General features: G+C 70.1%; 13 protein-coding genes. 10 read left to right on the top strand and 3 right to left on the bottom strand.

The window, feature by feature from the left end:
- Window positions 1-12: 12 nt before the first annotated feature.
- From ACVTJA_RS39200 to ACVTJA_RS39180, 5 genes are read left to right on the top strand one after another with little or no spacing between them, the layout of a single operon-like run.
- Window positions 13-2,985: a TAT-variant-translocated molybdopterin oxidoreductase gene (locus ACVTJA_RS39200; protein WP_465828033.1), complete on the top strand. Its 2,973-nt coding sequence runs from the start codon at window positions 13-15 to the stop codon at window positions 2,983-2,985.
- Window positions 2,982-4,469: an NrfD/PsrC family molybdoenzyme membrane anchor subunit gene (nrfD, locus tag ACVTJA_RS39195; protein ID WP_465828032.1), complete on the top strand. Its 1,488-nt coding sequence runs from the start codon at window positions 2,982-2,984 to the stop codon at window positions 4,467-4,469. Before ACVTJA_RS39200 ends, nrfD begins: the two co-directional genes overlap by 4 nt.
- Entirely contained in the window at window positions 4,466-5,002 is a 537-nt protein-coding gene (locus ACVTJA_RS39190) for a DUF3341 domain-containing protein (RefSeq protein WP_465828030.1), read from the top strand. Before nrfD ends, ACVTJA_RS39190 begins: the two co-directional genes overlap by 4 nt.
- Complete coding sequence (locus tag ACVTJA_RS39185; RefSeq protein WP_465828028.1) at window positions 4,999-5,568, top strand: c-type cytochrome; 570 nt, start codon at window positions 4,999-5,001, stop codon at window positions 5,566-5,568. The genes ACVTJA_RS39190 and ACVTJA_RS39185 overlap by 4 nt, the downstream gene beginning before the upstream one ends.
- On the top strand, window positions 5,565-6,761 hold the full coding sequence (locus tag ACVTJA_RS39180; RefSeq protein ID WP_465828026.1) for a hypothetical protein: 1,197 nt from the start codon (window positions 5,565-5,567) through the stop codon (window positions 6,759-6,761). The genes ACVTJA_RS39185 and ACVTJA_RS39180 overlap by 4 nt, the downstream gene beginning before the upstream one ends.
- A gap of 113 nt (window positions 6,762-6,874) precedes the next feature.
- On the opposite strand, the gene ACVTJA_RS39175 is transcribed toward ACVTJA_RS39180, so the two are convergent.
- Window positions 6,875-8,332: a chondroitinase-B domain-containing protein gene (locus ACVTJA_RS39175; RefSeq protein ID WP_465828024.1), complete on the bottom strand. Its 1,458-nt coding sequence runs from the start codon at window positions 8,330-8,332 to the stop codon at window positions 6,875-6,877.
- A gap of 59 nt (window positions 8,333-8,391) precedes the next feature.
- On the opposite strand from ACVTJA_RS39175, the gene ACVTJA_RS39170 reads away from it, so the two are divergent.
- From ACVTJA_RS39170 to ACVTJA_RS39160, 3 genes are all read left to right on the top strand, one after another.
- Window positions 8,392-9,462 carry an oxidoreductase gene (locus ACVTJA_RS39170; RefSeq protein WP_465828022.1) on the top strand — a complete coding sequence of 357 codons (1,071 nt, stop codon included), beginning with the start codon at window positions 8,392-8,394 and terminating at the stop codon, window positions 9,460-9,462.
- A gap of 97 nt (window positions 9,463-9,559) precedes the next feature.
- Window positions 9,560-10,069 (top strand): hypothetical protein, encoded by a 510-nt coding sequence (locus ACVTJA_RS39165; protein WP_465828021.1) that lies wholly within the window; start codon window positions 9,560-9,562, stop codon window positions 10,067-10,069.
- A 112-nt stretch (window positions 10,070-10,181) separates the two neighbouring features.
- Window positions 10,182-11,477 carry a YecA family protein gene (locus ACVTJA_RS39160; RefSeq protein ID WP_465828020.1) on the top strand — a complete coding sequence of 432 codons (1,296 nt, stop codon included), beginning with the start codon at window positions 10,182-10,184 and terminating at the stop codon, window positions 11,475-11,477.
- A 219-nt stretch (window positions 11,478-11,696) separates the two neighbouring features.
- On the opposite strand, the gene ACVTJA_RS39155 is transcribed toward ACVTJA_RS39160, so the two are convergent.
- Window positions 11,697-12,224 (bottom strand): DUF3592 domain-containing protein, encoded by a 528-nt coding sequence (locus ACVTJA_RS39155; RefSeq protein ID WP_465828018.1) that lies wholly within the window; start codon window positions 12,222-12,224, stop codon window positions 11,697-11,699.
- A 215-nt stretch (window positions 12,225-12,439) separates the two neighbouring features.
- On the bottom strand, window positions 12,440-13,039 hold the full coding sequence (locus tag ACVTJA_RS39150) for a TetR/AcrR family transcriptional regulator (RefSeq protein WP_465828016.1): 600 nt from the start codon (window positions 13,037-13,039) through the stop codon (window positions 12,440-12,442).
- Between the two features lie 202 nt (window positions 13,040-13,241).
- Here ACVTJA_RS39150 and ACVTJA_RS39145 point away from each other — a divergent pair, with 202 nt between their 5' ends.
- Together ACVTJA_RS39145 and ACVTJA_RS39140 are read left to right on the top strand one after the other, a co-directional pair.
- Window positions 13,242-14,474: an acetyl-CoA C-acyltransferase gene (locus ACVTJA_RS39145; protein ID WP_465828014.1), complete on the top strand. Its 1,233-nt coding sequence runs from the start codon at window positions 13,242-13,244 to the stop codon at window positions 14,472-14,474.
- Between the two features lie 22 nt (window positions 14,475-14,496).
- On the top strand, window positions 14,497-15,111 hold the full coding sequence (locus ACVTJA_RS39140) for a DsbA family protein (protein ID WP_465828012.1): 615 nt from the start codon (window positions 14,497-14,499) through the stop codon (window positions 15,109-15,111).
- Window positions 15,112-15,227: the final 116 nt, after the last annotated feature.

Genomic DNA, 15,227 nt, shown 5'->3' with positions numbered 1-15,227 from the left:
GGACCGCCTCCCATGTCCGAGTCCCTTCCGAAATACTGGCAGAGCCTGGCCCAGCGCGCGGGCGAGCTGCCCGAGCAGGCGCGGAACGAGTTCGCCGAGGAGCTCCCGGTGGGCGTGGCCGCGGTGCAGCCCGACGCGAGCAGCCGCCGCGACTTCTTCAAGGTGATGGGCCTGAGCGCCGCCGCCGCCATGGTGGCCTGCCAGCGCGCCCCCGTGCAGAAGGTCATCCCCTACGTCTCGCGGCCGGATGAAGTCACGCCCGGCCTGGCGCTCTGGTACGCGTCCACCTGCAACGGCTGCAGCGCGCAGTGTGGCCTGTTGCTGAAGACGCGCGACGGCCGCCCCATCAAGGTGGAGGGCAACGACGAGCACCCCGTCTCGAAGGGCGGCGTGTGCGCGGTGGGGCAGGCGTCCGTGCTGTCCCTCTATGACGCCAGCCGCGCGCGCTTCCCCGCGCTGTCGTGCCAGCGCACCGCGTGGGCGGCGCTGGACAAGAAGGTGGCGGAGGGGCTGAAGCAGGCCGCCGACGCGAGCATGGCCATCCGCGTGGTGCTGCCCTGGGTGATGGGCCCCACGGCCGAGGCCGCGGTGAAGCGCTTCCTCGCCGCGTACCCCACGGCGCGCACGGTGCGCTACGAGCCGCTGGGCGAGCTCGCCGCCATCGGCGACGCGCACCGGATGACGCACGGCGCGCGCGTGGTGCCGGACTACCGCTTCGACCAGGCGAAGGTCATCGCCAGCTTCGGCGCGGACTTCCTCGGCACCTGGGTGTCTCCGGTGGCCTTCACGCGCCAGTACTCCGAGGCGCGCGACGCGGCCGGCAAGCGGGAGATGGCGCGGCACTTCCAGGTGGAGCCCGCGCTGACGCTCACCGGCGCCGCCGCGGACCGTCGCTTCCTCGTGGCCCCGTCGGACCTGACGCCCGCACTGGCGGACCTCGTGCGCAGGCTGGCGCAGAAGGCGGGCCGCGCGGTGCCGGCGGTGGCCTCCGTGCCCGCGCCGAGGCTGGAGGAGAAGGCGCTGGAGGAGATGGCGGACGCGCTGTGGGCGCAGCGGGGCAGGGCGCTCGTGGTGGCGGGGGGGGACGAGGTGGCCGCGCAGGTGCTGGCCAACACCGCCAACGCGCTGCTCGGCAACGAGGGCACGACGGTGTCCGTGGCGGACGGCGTGGCGCTGGACGCGGACGCCATGTCCTACGGCGAGCTGCTGACGGAGCTGCGCGCGGGCAGCGTGGGCGCGGTGCTCTTCGCCGGCGTCAACCCCGCCTACGCGGACCCTCGCGGCGACGAGCTGGCGACGCTGCTGAAGTCCGTGCTCCTCACCGTGGCCACCAACGACAGGCTGGACGAGACGGCCTCGCTGGCGCGCTACCACGCGCCGGATTCCAACCCCTTCGAGTCCTGGGGTGACGCGGAGCCCCGGCGCGGCGTGCTGTCCCTGCGCCAGCCGGCGGTGGCCCCGCTGCACGAGACGCGGCCCCTGGTGGAGTCGCTGCTCCTGTGGGCGGGCGCGCCCCAGTCGCACTACGACTTCCTGCGCGCGCGCTGGGAGACGGAGGTGTTCCCCCGCGCCGCGTCCGGGCAGGACTTCACCGCCTTCTGGGACGACGCCGTGCGCCGGGGCGTGGTGACGCTGCCCGCGACGCAGGTGTCCGCGCCCGCCTTCCGCGAGGATGGGCTGGCCAAGGCCCTGGCCGGTGTGGCCCGCGCGTCCGTGGACTGGGAGTTGGTGCTGTTCCCCAACGTGGGCGTGCGCGACGGTGCGCTCGCCAACAATGCCTGGCTGCAGGAGGTGCCGGACCCCATCACCAAGGCGACGTGGGGCAATCAGGCCTGCATCGCCCCGGCGCGAGCGAAGGCGCTGGGCCTGTCCGATGGCGACGTGGTGCGCGTGCGCTCGGGTGGGAAGACGGTGGAATTGCCGGTGCTGGTGCAGGCCGGTACACACCCGTCCGTCATCGCCGTGGCGGTGGGCTATGGCCGCACCAAGGCGGGCCGCATCGCCGACGGCATCGGCTCCAATGGCTACCCGCTGGCCGGCGTGGTGGGCGGACAGGCGCGGCGCATGGTGCCCGGTGTCACGGTGGAGGCCACGGGCGAGACGCAGAAGCTCGCCCTCACGCAGACGTACCACCGGCTGGAGGGGCGCCCCCACGTGCGCGAGGCGGAGCTGGCCGAGTACCTGGCCAACCCGCGCGCGGGCAACGAGGAGCACGAGGCGCACGGCGGCAACGACAAGCACCCGCTCTCCATCTGGTCCGGCCACGAGTACAAGGGCCACCGGTGGGCGCTGGCCGTGGACCTGAGCGCGTGCACGGGCTGCTCGGCGTGCGTGGTGTCCTGCCAGGCGGAGAACAACATCTCCAGCGTGGGGCGCGACGAGGTGCTGCGCTCGCGCGAGATGCACTGGATGCGCATCGACCGCTACTACGAGGGCGACGAGGCGAATCCGCAGGTCGTCCATCAGCCGATGATGTGCCAGCACTGCGAGAATGCGCCGTGCGAGACGGTGTGCCCGGTGCTCGCGACGATGCACTCCAGCGAGGGGCTCAACCAGCAGGTCTACAACCGCTGCGTGGGGACGCGCTACTGCGCCAACAACTGCCCCACCAAGGTCCGCCGCTTCAACTGGTTCGACTACAAGCACGACGAGCCGCTGGAGCGCATGGTGCTCAACCCGGACGTCGTCGTGCGCAGCCGCGGCGTCATGGAGAAGTGCTCCATGTGCGTCCAGCGCGTCACCGAGGCCAAGGCGCTGGCCAACCGCGAGGGCCGGGCCCTGCGCGACGGCGACATCCAGACGGCGTGCCAGCAGAGCTGCCCCGCGAAGGCCATCCACTTCGGCGACATCAATGACCCCGGCAGCGCCGTGGCGAAGCTCGCGAAGGACGGCCGCGCCTTCCGGCTGCTGGAGGAGCTGAACATCGGGTCGTCCATCACCTACCTCACCAAGATCCGCAACACCGGGTCGGGAAGCGAGTCATGAGCAACCAGCACCTGTCCCCGCTGCGCGTGCCGCTGGTCAGCGAGGCGCGCAGCCTGGGCCAGCTCACCGAGGAAATCTGCGCGCCCATGGAGCGCCCACCCACCTGGCGGTGGTGGGCCGCCTTCGCGGTGGCGGTGTCGATTCTGGGCACCGGCGCCGGCATCGTCGCCTACCAGGTGGGCACGGGCATCGGCGTGTGGGGCCTGAACAAGACGGTGGGTTGGGCCTTCGACATCACCAACTTCGTGTTCTGGGTGGGCATCGGTCACGCGGGCACGCTCATCTCCGCCATCCTCTTCCTCTTCCGGCAGAAGTGGCGCACCAGCATCAACCGCGCGGCCGAGGCGATGACGCTCTTCGCCGTCATGTGCGCGGCCATCTTTCCCCTCATCCACATGGGCCGCCCCTGGCTGGCCTTCTGGGTGTTCCCGTACCCGAACTCGCGCGGCAGCCTGTGGGTGAACTTCCGCTCGCCGCTGCTCTGGGACGTGTTCGCCATCTCCACGTACTTCACCGTGTCCGCGGTGTTCTGGTACGTGGGCCTCATCCCTGATTTGGCCACCGTGCGAGACCGCGCCAAGGCGGGCATCCGCAAGGCCATCTTCAAGGTGATGTCGCTGGGGTGGACGGGCTCGCACCGGACGTGGAGCCGCTACGAGACGGTGTACCTGCTGCTCGCGGGCCTGGCGACGCCGCTGGTGCTCAGCGTGCACACCATCGTCTCCATGGACTTCGCCACGTCCGTCATCCCCGGCTGGCACACCACCATCTTCCCGCCGTACTTCGTGGCCGGCGCGGTGTTCAGCGGCTTCGCCATGGTGCTGACGCTGATGATCATCACCCGCGTGGTGCTGGGCTACGAGCACCTGATTACGATTCGCCACCTCGAGAACATGACGAAGGTCATCATCGTCACCGGCGGCCTGGTGTCGCTGGCGTACGGGACGGAGTTCTTCGTCGCCTGGTACTCGGGCAACGACTACGAGCGCTTCGCCTTCCTCAACCGCGCCTTCGGCCCGTACGCCTGGGCCTACTGGACGATGGTGACGTGCAACGTGGTGTCGCCGCACCTGTTCTGGTTCAAGAAGATACGCACCTCGCCCGCGGCCATCTTCGTGCTGTCGCTGGTCATCAACGTGGGCATGTGGTTCGAGCGCTTCGTCATCATCGTCACCAGCCTGCACCGCGACTTCCTGCCGTCGAGCTGGTCCATGTACACGCCGACGGCGGTGGAGGCGGGTACCTTCATCGGCACCTTCGGCCTGTTCTTCACCCTGTTCCTCCTCTTCGTGCGCGTGCTGCCCATCATCTCCATCGGCGAGGTGAAGAGCGTGCTGGGCTTCGCGAGAGACCCGCACGCCGACGCGGCCGCCACCCGGGGTACCCGCAAGCCTGCGCACGCCGCCGCGGAAGTGCAGCCCGCGACGGAGGGCCTCGCGGCTCCGGCGCTGGCCCTCGCCACCCGAAAGGATGCCCCCGTATGAGCGCCCCCGTCCTCGTCGGCTACTTCGACAGTGAGGAGAAGGTCCTCGACGCCACGCGCGCGGTGCGCGAGGCCGGCTTCACCCTGCATGACGTGTACACGCCCTACGCGGTGCACGGCCTGGACGAGGCCATGGGCCTGAAGCCCAGCCGCCTCACCTGGGTGTGCTTCGGTGCGGGGCTCATGGGCGGCTCGCTGGCGCTGGCGCTGCAGCTGTACACCAGCGTGGTGAGCTGGCCGCTCAACGTGGGCGGCAAGCCGTTCAACTCGTTCCCCGCGTTCGTCCCCGTGGCGTTCGAGCTGACGGTGCTCTTCGCCGCCCTCATCACCGTCGCCTCCTTCCTGGGGCGCGTGAAGCTCTTCCCGGGCAACCGCCGCGTGGCGCTGCCCCGGGTGACGGATGACCGGTTCGCGATTGCCGTCCAGCCGCGCGAGGCCGCCGGGGACGCGGTTGCCGGGGACGCGGCCGTTGTGGAGGACATGCTGCGCCGGCACGGCGCGGTGGAGACGGCCCGGATGGAGGTGGCGTCGTGAGGAAGGTTATTCCAGCAGTGGTGGCCCTGGCCGTGGCCGCCGCCGGCTGCGAGCAGGACGAGACGCGGCCCAACTACGAGTACGCGCCGGACATGGTGTCCTCGGTGCCGTACGACAGCTTCGCGCCCAACCCCAACACGCCGGACGGCAAGACGCTGGTGGGGCCCGCGAAGGGCACGGTGCCGCGCGGCTTCCAGCCGCTGCACCTGGCCTCCGGCCCGGAGGCGGCGGTGAAGGCGGGGCAGGAGCTGAAGAATCCCTATCCCGCCTCGCCCGAGGTGCTGGCTCGAGGGCAGGTGGCCTTCCAGCGGTATTGCAGCCCGTGCCACGGCTCGGGAGGCATGGGTGATGGGCTGGTGACGGCGCGCTTCCCCATGCCGCCGTCGCTGCTGGCGGAGAACGCGAAGGGCCTGCCCGACGGGCGCATCTTCCACATCATCACCACGGGCCAGGGGCTGATGCCGGCGCATGGCTCGCAGGTGGCGCCGGAGGACCGGTGGAAGATCGTCCACTACATCCGGACGCTGCAGAACCCCGCGCAAACGGCGCGGAAGGACGTGCCATGAGCTCCCACGTGCATGAGGTGCCTCCCGCGTCGAGCGGAGGATTCGAGGTGGGCCCGGGCGTGCGCCGCGCGGCCCTGGCCGTGGCGGTGCTGGGCCTGGGGACGCTGGCCGCGGGTGTGGCGCTCCAGCCGGAGCGCGCGCTGTCGAGCCTGCTCACCAGCGGCTTCTACTTCCTGTGCCTGGGGCTGGGCGGCGCCATGTTCCTGGCGCTGATGTACGTGGCCAACGCGGGCTGGTTCACCGTCTTCAAGCGGATTCCGGAGGCCTTCGCGTCGTACGTGCCGTGGGGCGCGGTGACGATGCTGGCGCTGGTGCCCTTCGCGCCGAAGCTCTACCTGTGGGCGCGGCCGGGCATCATGGAGACGGACCACCTGCTGCACAAGAAGGTGGCCTTCCTCAACGTGCCCTTCTTCACCATCCGCATGGTGGTGATGCTCGCGCTGTGGACGGGCTTCACGTGGATGTTGCGGCGCAACTCGCTGAAGCAGGACACGGAGCAGACGGTGGCGCTGACGAAGCGCAACGTGGCGGTGTCCGCGGTGTTCCTCGTGCTCTTCGGCCTGACGTTCTGCCTGGCGGCGTTCGACTGGCTGATGAGCCTGGAGCCGCACTGGTTCAGCACCATCTACGCGCTCTACAACGTCGCGGGGATGCTCAGCTCCAGCGTGTGCGCGATTGCGGTGGCCGCGATTCTACTGCACCGGGCGGGCGCGCTGCCCCAGTTCAACACCAGCCACCTCCATGATTTGGGCAAGCTGATGTTCGGCTTCGCCACGCTGTGGGCGTACCTCTGGTTCTCGCAATTCCTGCTCATCTGGTACGCGAACATCCCGGAGGAGACGGTCTACTTCATCGCGCGGATGCACGGTGGGTGGGAGGTGCCCTTCTATCTGAACGTGGTGCTGAACTGGGCGCTGCCCTTCCTGCTGCTGCTGCCGAGGCCGGCGAAGCGCAGCCCGACGCACGTGCTGCGCGTGGCCGCCGTGCTGCTGGCGGGGCGTTGGTTGGACTTGCACCTGATGGTGGCTCCGGCGAACCATCCGGATGGCGCGGGGCTCGGAGTGTTCGAGGTGGCGGGCTTCCTGGGCGTGGGCGCGCTCTTCGTCCTGGCGGTGACGCGCGCGGTGCGCTCGGCGCCGATGGTTCCGGCGGGCGACCCGTACCTCGTGGAGAGCCTGCACCACCACGGTTGATGGATGACCGCGGGCCGTGAACCGACTGGCAACTCCTGCCCAGTTGCCTGGACCACACACGGCCCCGGGAGCGGCGCCGCCCGACCTCCTCGGCGGGCGGCGCCGCGTTTTATTCAGAGCCGGGGCCTGGACTCACGGCGCCGCAGCGCGAGCGGCAGCAGCAGGGCGACGAGCGCGGCGGCAAGGCCAGGCGCCGCGTTGCAGCCGCCTTCGTCGGAGTCCGCGTTTCCACCAGGAGCAGGGCCCGGGTCCACTCCTCCCGAGGTGCCGCCGTCACTCTTCGTACCCGCGTCCGCCGTGGTGCCTGCGTCGGCCGTGGTGCCTGCATCCGTGCCCGCGTCACCGGGGCCGCCCGTGCCGGCGTCGCTGCAATCTCCCAGGGAGTGCTCCAGCGCGCCCAGCGTGTACGCCCCACCCGTGGGCCGGGGCCGCGAGCAGTAGTCCACCGTCACCGGAGTCCTCGCCGCCGCCTTGCCGATGAGCTGTGACACGTCACCCTTGAGGCGCAGGTCTCCGTTCTGCGGCGCCTGGTACCAGGTGGTCCACGTGCCCGTCGCCACGTTCATGAGGTTGGTGCCCGCGTCGAAGCTCCCGGTGTCGCGGGCCTTGACCACGGAGGACATCACGTTGCCGTGGGCGCTGCCGGTGCTGGAGGCGTAGCGGAAGTCCACGCCCGTGGTGGAGATGAACGTGTTGAACAGCACCTGCGTGTTCTTGGCCTTGTTGAGGTAGACGGCCACGTCCGAGCAGTTGATGACGATGTTGTTCATCACCACCCCGTCCGTGTGCTCCGGGTCACACGTCACGTCCGGGTCGAAGGCGGGGGCGCAGAACGCGTTCCCCGTGCCACCGCCGCCGAAGGACAGGCCGATGCGCGTGTCTCCCGCCGGCGCGTCCTTGACGCAGATGACGAGGTTGCGCTCGAACACGCCCCGCTTGCCTCCGCTCTTCATGAAGGCGCCGTAGGAGATGCCGCCCGCCTTGGAGAAGTCGTGCAGGTAGTTGTCGCGCACCACCCAGTCGTCGCCGGTGTCGATGTTGAGCTTCGTCACCGGGTTGCCGGTGTTCCGGGCGCGCGTGTCGTAGACCTCGTTGCGCTCGATGAGGCCCCGGTGCGGCATCTCGTAGACGCCGCTGGCGTTCTTCGTCGCGTTCACCTTGAGCTGAGCGTTGAAGTTCCGGACGCGGCTGTTGCGCAGGACGAAGTTCTCCGCGTGCCCGGTGACGTGGAAGGCGTGCTCGCAGTCGTTGTCCACCGCGCACACACCCTCGATGTCGAGCCCGTCGAACGTCCAGTACCGGCCGGAGACCTTGAAGCCCTCCGTCGCATTGAAGCGGATGTGCGCCGCGTGCTTGTTCGCCGCGCGCACGAGGATGGGCTGCGACGCGGTGCCCTCCGCTGAACACCCCAGGTTCTGGGTGACGTTATAGGTGCCGTCCGCGAGCACAATCTCGTCGCCCGCCTGTGCCGAGGCGAGCGTCGACTGGAGCTGGGCTACCGTGGAGACATTCTTCACCGCAGCGAGACTGGTTCCGGACAGCAGCAGCAAGGCGAGGGGCAAGGGGCGCATGGGACTCATCCTCCAAGGGGGAGTCCGGATGCTATGCGGGTGCGTGAGGGTTCCGAAAGATGAGCGTACGTGTCGCGCTGCTGGGCCATGGCTTCGCGGGAAGAACATTCCATGCTCCGCTGATTCAGTCGGTGGACGGGCTGGACCTCCGCGTCGTCGCGTCCAGTCAGACTGAGAATGTTCGCTCACATCTACCCGGGGTGATGGTGGTGGCGTCCGCGCGGGAGGCGGCGGCGCACCCGGACGTGGACCTCGTCGTCATCGCCACGCCCAACGAGAGCCACGCGCCGCTGGCCGAGGTCGCGCTCCAGGCGGGGAAGCACGTCGTCGTCGACAAGCCCTTCACCGTCACCCTGGCGGAGGCGCGTGCCCTGTGCGCTCTTGCGAAGGCGCGAGGCCGGGTGCTGTCGGTGTTCCACAACCGGCGCTGGGACAGTGACTTCCTCGCGCTGCGGGCCGTGCTGGAGGAGGGCGCGCTCGGGCGGGTGACGCACATGGAATCGCGGTTCGACCGCTTCCGCCCCGAGGTGCGTGCGCGGTGGCGCGAGCAGGCCCTGCCGGGCGCGGGCGTCTGGTTCGACCTGGGGCCTCACCTCGTGGACCAGGCGCTGTGCCTGTTCGGACTGCCCGACACCGTGGCGGCAACGCTTGGCAAGCATCGCGACGGTGCGCAGGTGGATGACTGGTGCCAGGTGACGCTCGCGTATCCGCGGCGGCATGTCGTGCTCCAGGCGTCGATGCTCGTCGCGGGCGGCATGCCTCGCTTCGCGGTGCACGGCACGAAGGGCACGTGGCTCAAGTACGGAATGGACACGCAGGAGGACCGGCTGCGCGCGGACGTGAAGCCGGGAGCCCCGGGCTGGGGCGAGGACCCTTCACCCGGGCGATTGCTGGACGGTGTTACGGGGGCCGAGCGGACCACGGTGGCGCCACCCGGTGACTACCGTCGCTACTACAGAGCCCTCCGCGACGCGCTGGAGGGCAGGGGACCCAACCCCGTGACGCCCGCGCAGGCGCTGGCAGTGATGTCTGTGATGGACGCCGCCATTCGCGCGGCGGCGCAGGGCTGTGAGCAGCGGCCGGACCTCACCGCGGAGGAGCGCGCGAGCTTCACGGCTGACGTGGTGTGAGCCCGGCTCAATCCTGGCGGATTCATGACACAACCATGGCTTGGGCTCTGGGTGGGCTTCCCTCACATTGGCTTCTCATCCACGAAGGGGAGCCCCCATGTCGAAGTCCGCCCTGCCGCTCACCGTCCTCCTTGCTTCTTGTGTCATCTGCGCCTGTGCCACGACGGGTGGGCAGACGGCCGAGTCCATCAACGCCCGCGAGGTGAACATCGTCGATGAGCAGGGCCAGGTGCGCCTCCGGCTCGGAGCTCCGCTTCCGCCTCCCAAGGGGGCCGCCGGCCGCAAGGTGAAGGCCTATGGCATCCAGTTCATCGGCTCGGAGGGGCAGGAAGTGGGTGGGCTCGGAGTCCTGGAGCCCATGGGCATGCGCGCGTTCTGCTTCGACACGGACGAGTGGGTCGAGGCGCTGTGCTTCTCGGTCGACAAGGGGCAGCCGGAGCTCCGCCTGGGTGATGCCTCCGCGCAGCGTATCTCCCTCCGGGTGAGGGATGGCGTCGCCACGCTGGAGTTGATGGACCCGCAGGGGGCGCCGCGCCTCAAGCTGGAAGTGGACAAGGACGGGAAGGCGCACGTCGAGGGCGTGGCTCCCGCTCCGACGAGCAAGTAGGTCGTTGTCCGTCGAGCATCTCGACCTCACATCGGCGTTTGCATCGGGAGGCCGCCTGCTACGGTGGCGCCGGATTGAACCCGTCGCCAGTGCGACCCGTGAGGACGACTGATTGAGCTCGAAGAAGCCCGGCCGCAATGACCCGTGCCCCTGTGGGAGCGGCAAGAAGTACAAGGTCTGTCATGCCGCCGAGGACCGGGCGAAGGCCGCGCCTCCGCCCGCTCCCGCCCATCCGCTCGCCGCGGACCTGAAGGCGGCGATGGAGATTCTGGGGGACCCGGACACGTCGCGGCTGTCCGGCTGTCTCGTGCGCCTGGGCGCGCTGCTGACCGGGTGGGGCCCCGCTCCGGGCCTCCGCTTCGACGCGAAGGCCTTCGCCGACCACGTGGGCCCGGAGCTGGCGCGCCTGGCGGACAAGGAGGGGCAGGATGCCCTCAGCGCCCGGCGCGAGCTGCTCGTGGGGACGGTGCGCAAGCTGGGCACGCCCGCGTTCCTGGAGGAGCTGGGCACGGCGCTGCTCGGACGTGCCTCGGAGGCGGGACTCTCGGCGGGGGACAGGCAGGCCCTGAGCGTGGGCGTGCTGTTCGCCTCGGCGTCGAGGAAGACGGGCCGCTCCCGGCCGGAGGACAACCCGCTGCTGGACGTGGTGTTCGACGTGCAGTTCCGCGAGTGGAGCGCGAAGCACGCGGAGCTGGTGAAGAAGTACGAGGCGCTCGCGGGGAGCTTCGCGGAGGAGACGTTGCCGCCCGAGGCGCGCGAGGCGCTCCAGAAGGCGCGCGGCGGCGACGTGGATGCGCTGACGCGCTACGTGCAGTCGGACCCGGGCATCGCCGAGCGCATTGCCCGCGAGGCCCGAGAGCGTGCCACTCGCGTCGAAGCGCGGATGCGTGAGCCGTCCGCGCCGCCCATCTTCGCGCCAGAGGAGGAGCTGTGGCTCACCTGCGTCCTGTGGGAGCCGATGCAGGCGCTGAAGTCGCTGCCGCAAGGCGCGGACCCGGCGATACGGCGGGAGGCAGTGACGGCGATGATGCGCGCGGTGAAGGGCGCGCTGGACGAGGACTTCCTGGCCGGGTTGCTCGGGCGCCTGCGGGAGAAGGCGAAGGATGCGTCCGCGGACGAGGCCACTCGCGCCGCGTTCATGGACACCGCCATCGCCTTCGAGGCCGAGCCCGCGCGCATGACGCTGGCCGCGCTGCTCACGTCGAGGCAGGAGGCCACGGGGCGCTCGGCGGAGGAGATGGTGATGCTCGCGGACCTCAAGGCGTCGACCACGTGGACGTCGGAGACGTTCGAGCCCTACCGCGCGCTACTGGAGAGCATGGGCCTGCCCGCCGCCGCCGCGCGCATCCAGCGCAGCCAGGAGTGGCTGCGCGAGCATCCCATCACACTGCGCACCGAGACGGCGTGAGGGCTCTCGGTCCGTCGCGTCCGGACACGCACACTGGCCACGCTTGGGTCAGCGCTCAGGCAACCCCCGGCTTCGCTTTATCGCCTCTTGCAGGAGTACATCCAGGCTCACGTGGTTCACCTTCTCGGTCCACTCCTGGGTGTGCATCCCGCATTTCGCGAAGACTTCGATGGGATGGCTCAGGCCATGAGTACGGCGCTCGTACATGGGCATGTCAGGTCAGAGCCGTCGCAACGCGGCATCCGCTCGCCGCACGTGGTCCACGTCGAGGGTGTGATTGCGCGAGTCGGCGGCGTCGTAGACGACGGTGACTTCGGTGCCCACCTGCCAGTCATCCAGCGGGCTTCCCGCGAAGAGGGTGGCGTATACACCCTCGCGCACCTGGCCATCATCGTCGGTGAATCGGTAGGTGACGCGGCTGCTGCGCTTGCGCGCATGCTGGATGTGGACGATGCGCCCCGTCACCGGCACACCGTCCCGCAGCAGCAAGCCCTGCCGCTTCGACTGGCGCAATCCATACAGGCCCAGCCCCGCGCCGAGAGCAACACACCCGAGGCTCACGGCCAGCTTCGACGACGGCGAGGTCGGCTGCCGGCCCGGCGTGCGCGCCACGGGACGCAGCGGCCTCGCGACCGTCGGGTCCTCGTTGGCGCTCGAGTCCTGAAGCAGCTCGCCACCGATGATGAGCCCCAGCACCACCAGGACCAGGCCCGTGAGAATCGGCACGCTCGGGTTTTCGCGAATCATCTCGGGCCGGGACTGTAGCCCGGGGACAGAGGCCGCCGCGAGCCGGCCCCTTGCGCATCGGCGGTGGGGCTGAATCGCTGCCTGCCAACATGAGCAAGCAGGCCATGCCCGCGCACGGCGAGGCGCAGCTGCCGTGCTTGTTTCACCTCTCGGACTTCTCTCATGCCTTCTGCGGCGCGGAGTCGCCATGGCAAGGCGCGGCAGTCGTGCGCGCCTCACGTCTCGGGTTTCTCTTTCGCCTCCGCCAGCAGCACGGAGGCGCGGCGGGCCGCCGTGATGAGCTCGTCCGACAGGGCCGTCCCATGAGTGGCCCTGGCGAGGGTCAGCGTTCCGATGCACAGCGCATAGGCCGCCAGCGCGCGCTCCCGGGCGCTCGCCCGTTCGTCAGCGGGGAGGTTCGCGGCGATGCCTTCCACCATGTGGTCCACGCCCTTCGCGAGGGTCTCCCGCAGTTCCGCCTCACCCCGGACGACGTCGGACAGCACGGCGGGGAGCGGACACGCGGGCACCTCCGCGTCACGGTGGGCCCGGTTGACGTAGCGCCTCACGACGTGGCTCAGCCACTCCGCGCCTCGCAGGTCCTCCAGCCCCTGGAACCACTCGTCCCGGCGCCGCGACATGATGCGCGACAGCGACTCGATGAGCAGCGCCTGCTTCGAGCCGAAGTGCGCGTAGAAGCCCCCCACCGTCAGCCCGGCGGCGCGCATCACGTTCTCCACGCTCGTCGCCGAGAAGCCCTGCCGACGGAAGAGGACCCCCGCCGCCTCCAGGATGCGCTCGTGCGTCGCCTGCTTCTGCTCCGGGGGATGTCCCATCCGCTGTCACCTCACTGTTCCATCCAGATTATATCCATCATCTGGCCTCTGGTCTCTTTCCCCTGTCCCGGGCGCCATGTGCGAAATCTCCTTTTGGGACGCGGGGATGCCACGGAGGGTTGCGACCATATTATGGCCACAATATGGTTGCCGCGCGATGACCGGGGCACGAGGCCTCGCCGCGAGCAGGAGGGGTATGACGATGGATGCCTACATTCTGGATGCGGTCCGGACGCCGAGGGCCCGTGCGAAGCCCGGGAAGGGCGCCCTCAGCGGGCTGCACCCGCAGGAGCTGTTGGCGCAGACGCTGCAACAGCTTCCGAAGCGCACGCAGGTGGACGTGTCGGAAGTCGATGACGTGCTCATCGGCTGCGTGGCCCAGTTGGAAGAGCAGGGCGCCAACATCGCGCGGCAGGCGGTGCTCGTCGCGGGCTGGCCCAGCTCCGTGCCGGCGCTCAGCCTCAACCGCTTCTGCGGCTCGGGGCTCCAGGCGCTGTCGCTGGCCGCCATGGGCGTGGCCTCGGGAGCGCAGCGGCTCGTGGTGGCCGGAGGCGTGGAGCAGATGAGCCGGCTGGGCCTGGGCGCCGACGGCGGAGGGACGGACGGCAACAATCTCCGCCTGCGCGAGCGCCTCTTCCAGGTACCGCAGGGCATCTCCGCCGACCTCATCGCCACGCTGGAGGGCTTCACCCGCGAGGAGCTGGACGCGTTCGGCCTGCGGTCGCAGCAGCTCGCCGTGCGGTCGCAGCAGGAGGGGCGCTTCAACAAGAGCCTCTTCCCCGTGAAGAACCCGGACACCGGCGAGGTGTTGCTGGCCGCGGATGACTCTCCGCGCGCGGACACGTCGCTTGCGAAGCTGGCGGCGCTCGCCCCGGCCTTCACGCAGGCGGGCGCGCAGCCCGCGGGGCCGAATGGTGAGACGCTGGATGCGCTGGCGGTGCGCGCGTGGCCCCGGGCCCGCGAGGTGAAGCACCTGCACACGGCCGGCACGTCCAGCGGAATCACGGACGGCGCGGGGGCGATTCTCGTGGCGTCCGGCGAGTACGTGAAGGCGCACGGGCTGAAGCCTCGCGCGAGGGTGCGGGCCGTCTCCGCCGTGGGCAGCGACCCGGTGCTGATGCTCACGGGCCCGGCGCCCGCGTCGCTCAAGGCGCTGAAGGCCGCGGGCCTGACGCCGCGCGACGTGGACCTGTGGGAAATCAACGAGGCCTTCGCGGCCGTCGTCCTCCAGACGGCGCGCGCGCTGGAAATCGACCTGGAGCGCGTCAACGTCAACGGCGGCGCCATCGCCCTGGGCCATCCGCTGGGCGCGACGGGGAGCATGCTCGTGGGCTCGGCTCTGGATGAATTGGAGCGGCGCGGCGGCAGTGTGGCCGTCGTCACGCTGTGCACGAGCGGCGGCCAGGCGGTGGCGGCGGTGCTCGAGCGCGTGTAGACCTCGCGGCAAGGAGGTCTACATGGCCGCGCCGCTGGAGTTCTGGTTCGAGTTCGCCAGCACCTACTCGTACGTGGGTGCGCTGAGAATCGAGGAGGAGTGCCGGGCTGCCGGAGTGCCCCTGGTGTGGAAGCCGTTCCTCCTGGGGCCGCTGTTCACCGCGCAGCTCGGCATCAAGGACTCGCCGTTCAACGTGAATCCGTTGCGCGGCCGGTACATGTGGCGCGACCTGGAGCGGCTGTGCGCGAAGCACGGCCTGCCCTGGACGCGTCCGAGTGAATTCCCCCGAGGCAGCGTGCTCCCCCTGCGCGTGGCCTGCGCGGGAGAGGGGCAGCCCTGGCTCGGGGACTTCATTCGCGCCGTGTTCCGCGCCAACTTCGCGGAGGACCGGGACATCTCGCAGCCGGCCGTCCTCGCGGAGGTGCTGCGCGGGCTCGGCGTCGATGCGGAGAAGGTGCTCGCCTCGGCCGTCACCGACGAGAACAAGGCCCGGCTCCGCGCGAATACCGATGCGGCCTCGGCGCTGGGAATCTTCGGTGCCCCCAACTGTGTGGTGCGGGGAGAGCTCTTCTTCGGCCAGGACCGCATCTCCGACGCCATCGCCTGGGCCCTGGCCGGCAAGGGTGACCAGACCTGAGGCGCCGGCGCACGCGTCGGCCTCTGGCGCGTCGAGTGTTTCGGGGGCGCCCACATCCGAGAGTCGCTCGGGAGTGGCGGCTTCGAGCTGCGCGGCACGAGGCTTCGTGCCGCCCC

The organism is Pyxidicoccus sp. M6, from assembly GCF_055568925.1.
Note: the sequence above shows the minus strand (reverse complement) of the source record. Positions and strands in the feature narration are given on the sequence as shown.

Coding starts and splice junctions, on each gene's coding strand:
- ACVTJA_RS39200 (WP_465828033.1), top strand. CDS start 13: ATGTCCGAGTCCCTTCCGAAATACTGGCAGAGCCTGGCCCAGCGCGCG.
- nrfD (WP_465828032.1), top strand. CDS start 2,982: ATGAGCAACCAGCACCTGTCCCCGCTGCGCGTGCCGCTGGTCAGCGAG.
- ACVTJA_RS39175 (WP_465828024.1), bottom strand. CDS start 8,332: ATGCGCCCCTTGCCCCTCGCCTTGCTGCTGCTGTCCGGAACCAGTCTC.
- ACVTJA_RS39165 (WP_465828021.1), top strand. CDS start 9,560: ATGTCGAAGTCCGCCCTGCCGCTCACCGTCCTCCTTGCTTCTTGTGTC.
- ACVTJA_RS39145 (WP_465828014.1), top strand. CDS start 13,242: ATGGATGCCTACATTCTGGATGCGGTCCGGACGCCGAGGGCCCGTGCG.
- ACVTJA_RS39150 (WP_465828016.1), bottom strand. CDS start 13,039: ATGGGACATCCCCCGGAGCAGAAGCAGGCGACGCACGAGCGCATCCTG.
- ACVTJA_RS39180 (WP_465828026.1), top strand. CDS start 5,565: ATGAGCTCCCACGTGCATGAGGTGCCTCCCGCGTCGAGCGGAGGATTC.
- ACVTJA_RS39190 (WP_465828030.1), top strand. CDS start 4,466: ATGAGCGCCCCCGTCCTCGTCGGCTACTTCGACAGTGAGGAGAAGGTC.
- ACVTJA_RS39170 (WP_465828022.1), top strand. CDS start 8,392: ATGAGCGTACGTGTCGCGCTGCTGGGCCATGGCTTCGCGGGAAGAACA.
- ACVTJA_RS39140 (WP_465828012.1), top strand. CDS start 14,497: ATGGCCGCGCCGCTGGAGTTCTGGTTCGAGTTCGCCAGCACCTACTCG.
- ACVTJA_RS39155 (WP_465828018.1), bottom strand. CDS start 12,224: ATGATTCGCGAAAACCCGAGCGTGCCGATTCTCACGGGCCTGGTCCTG.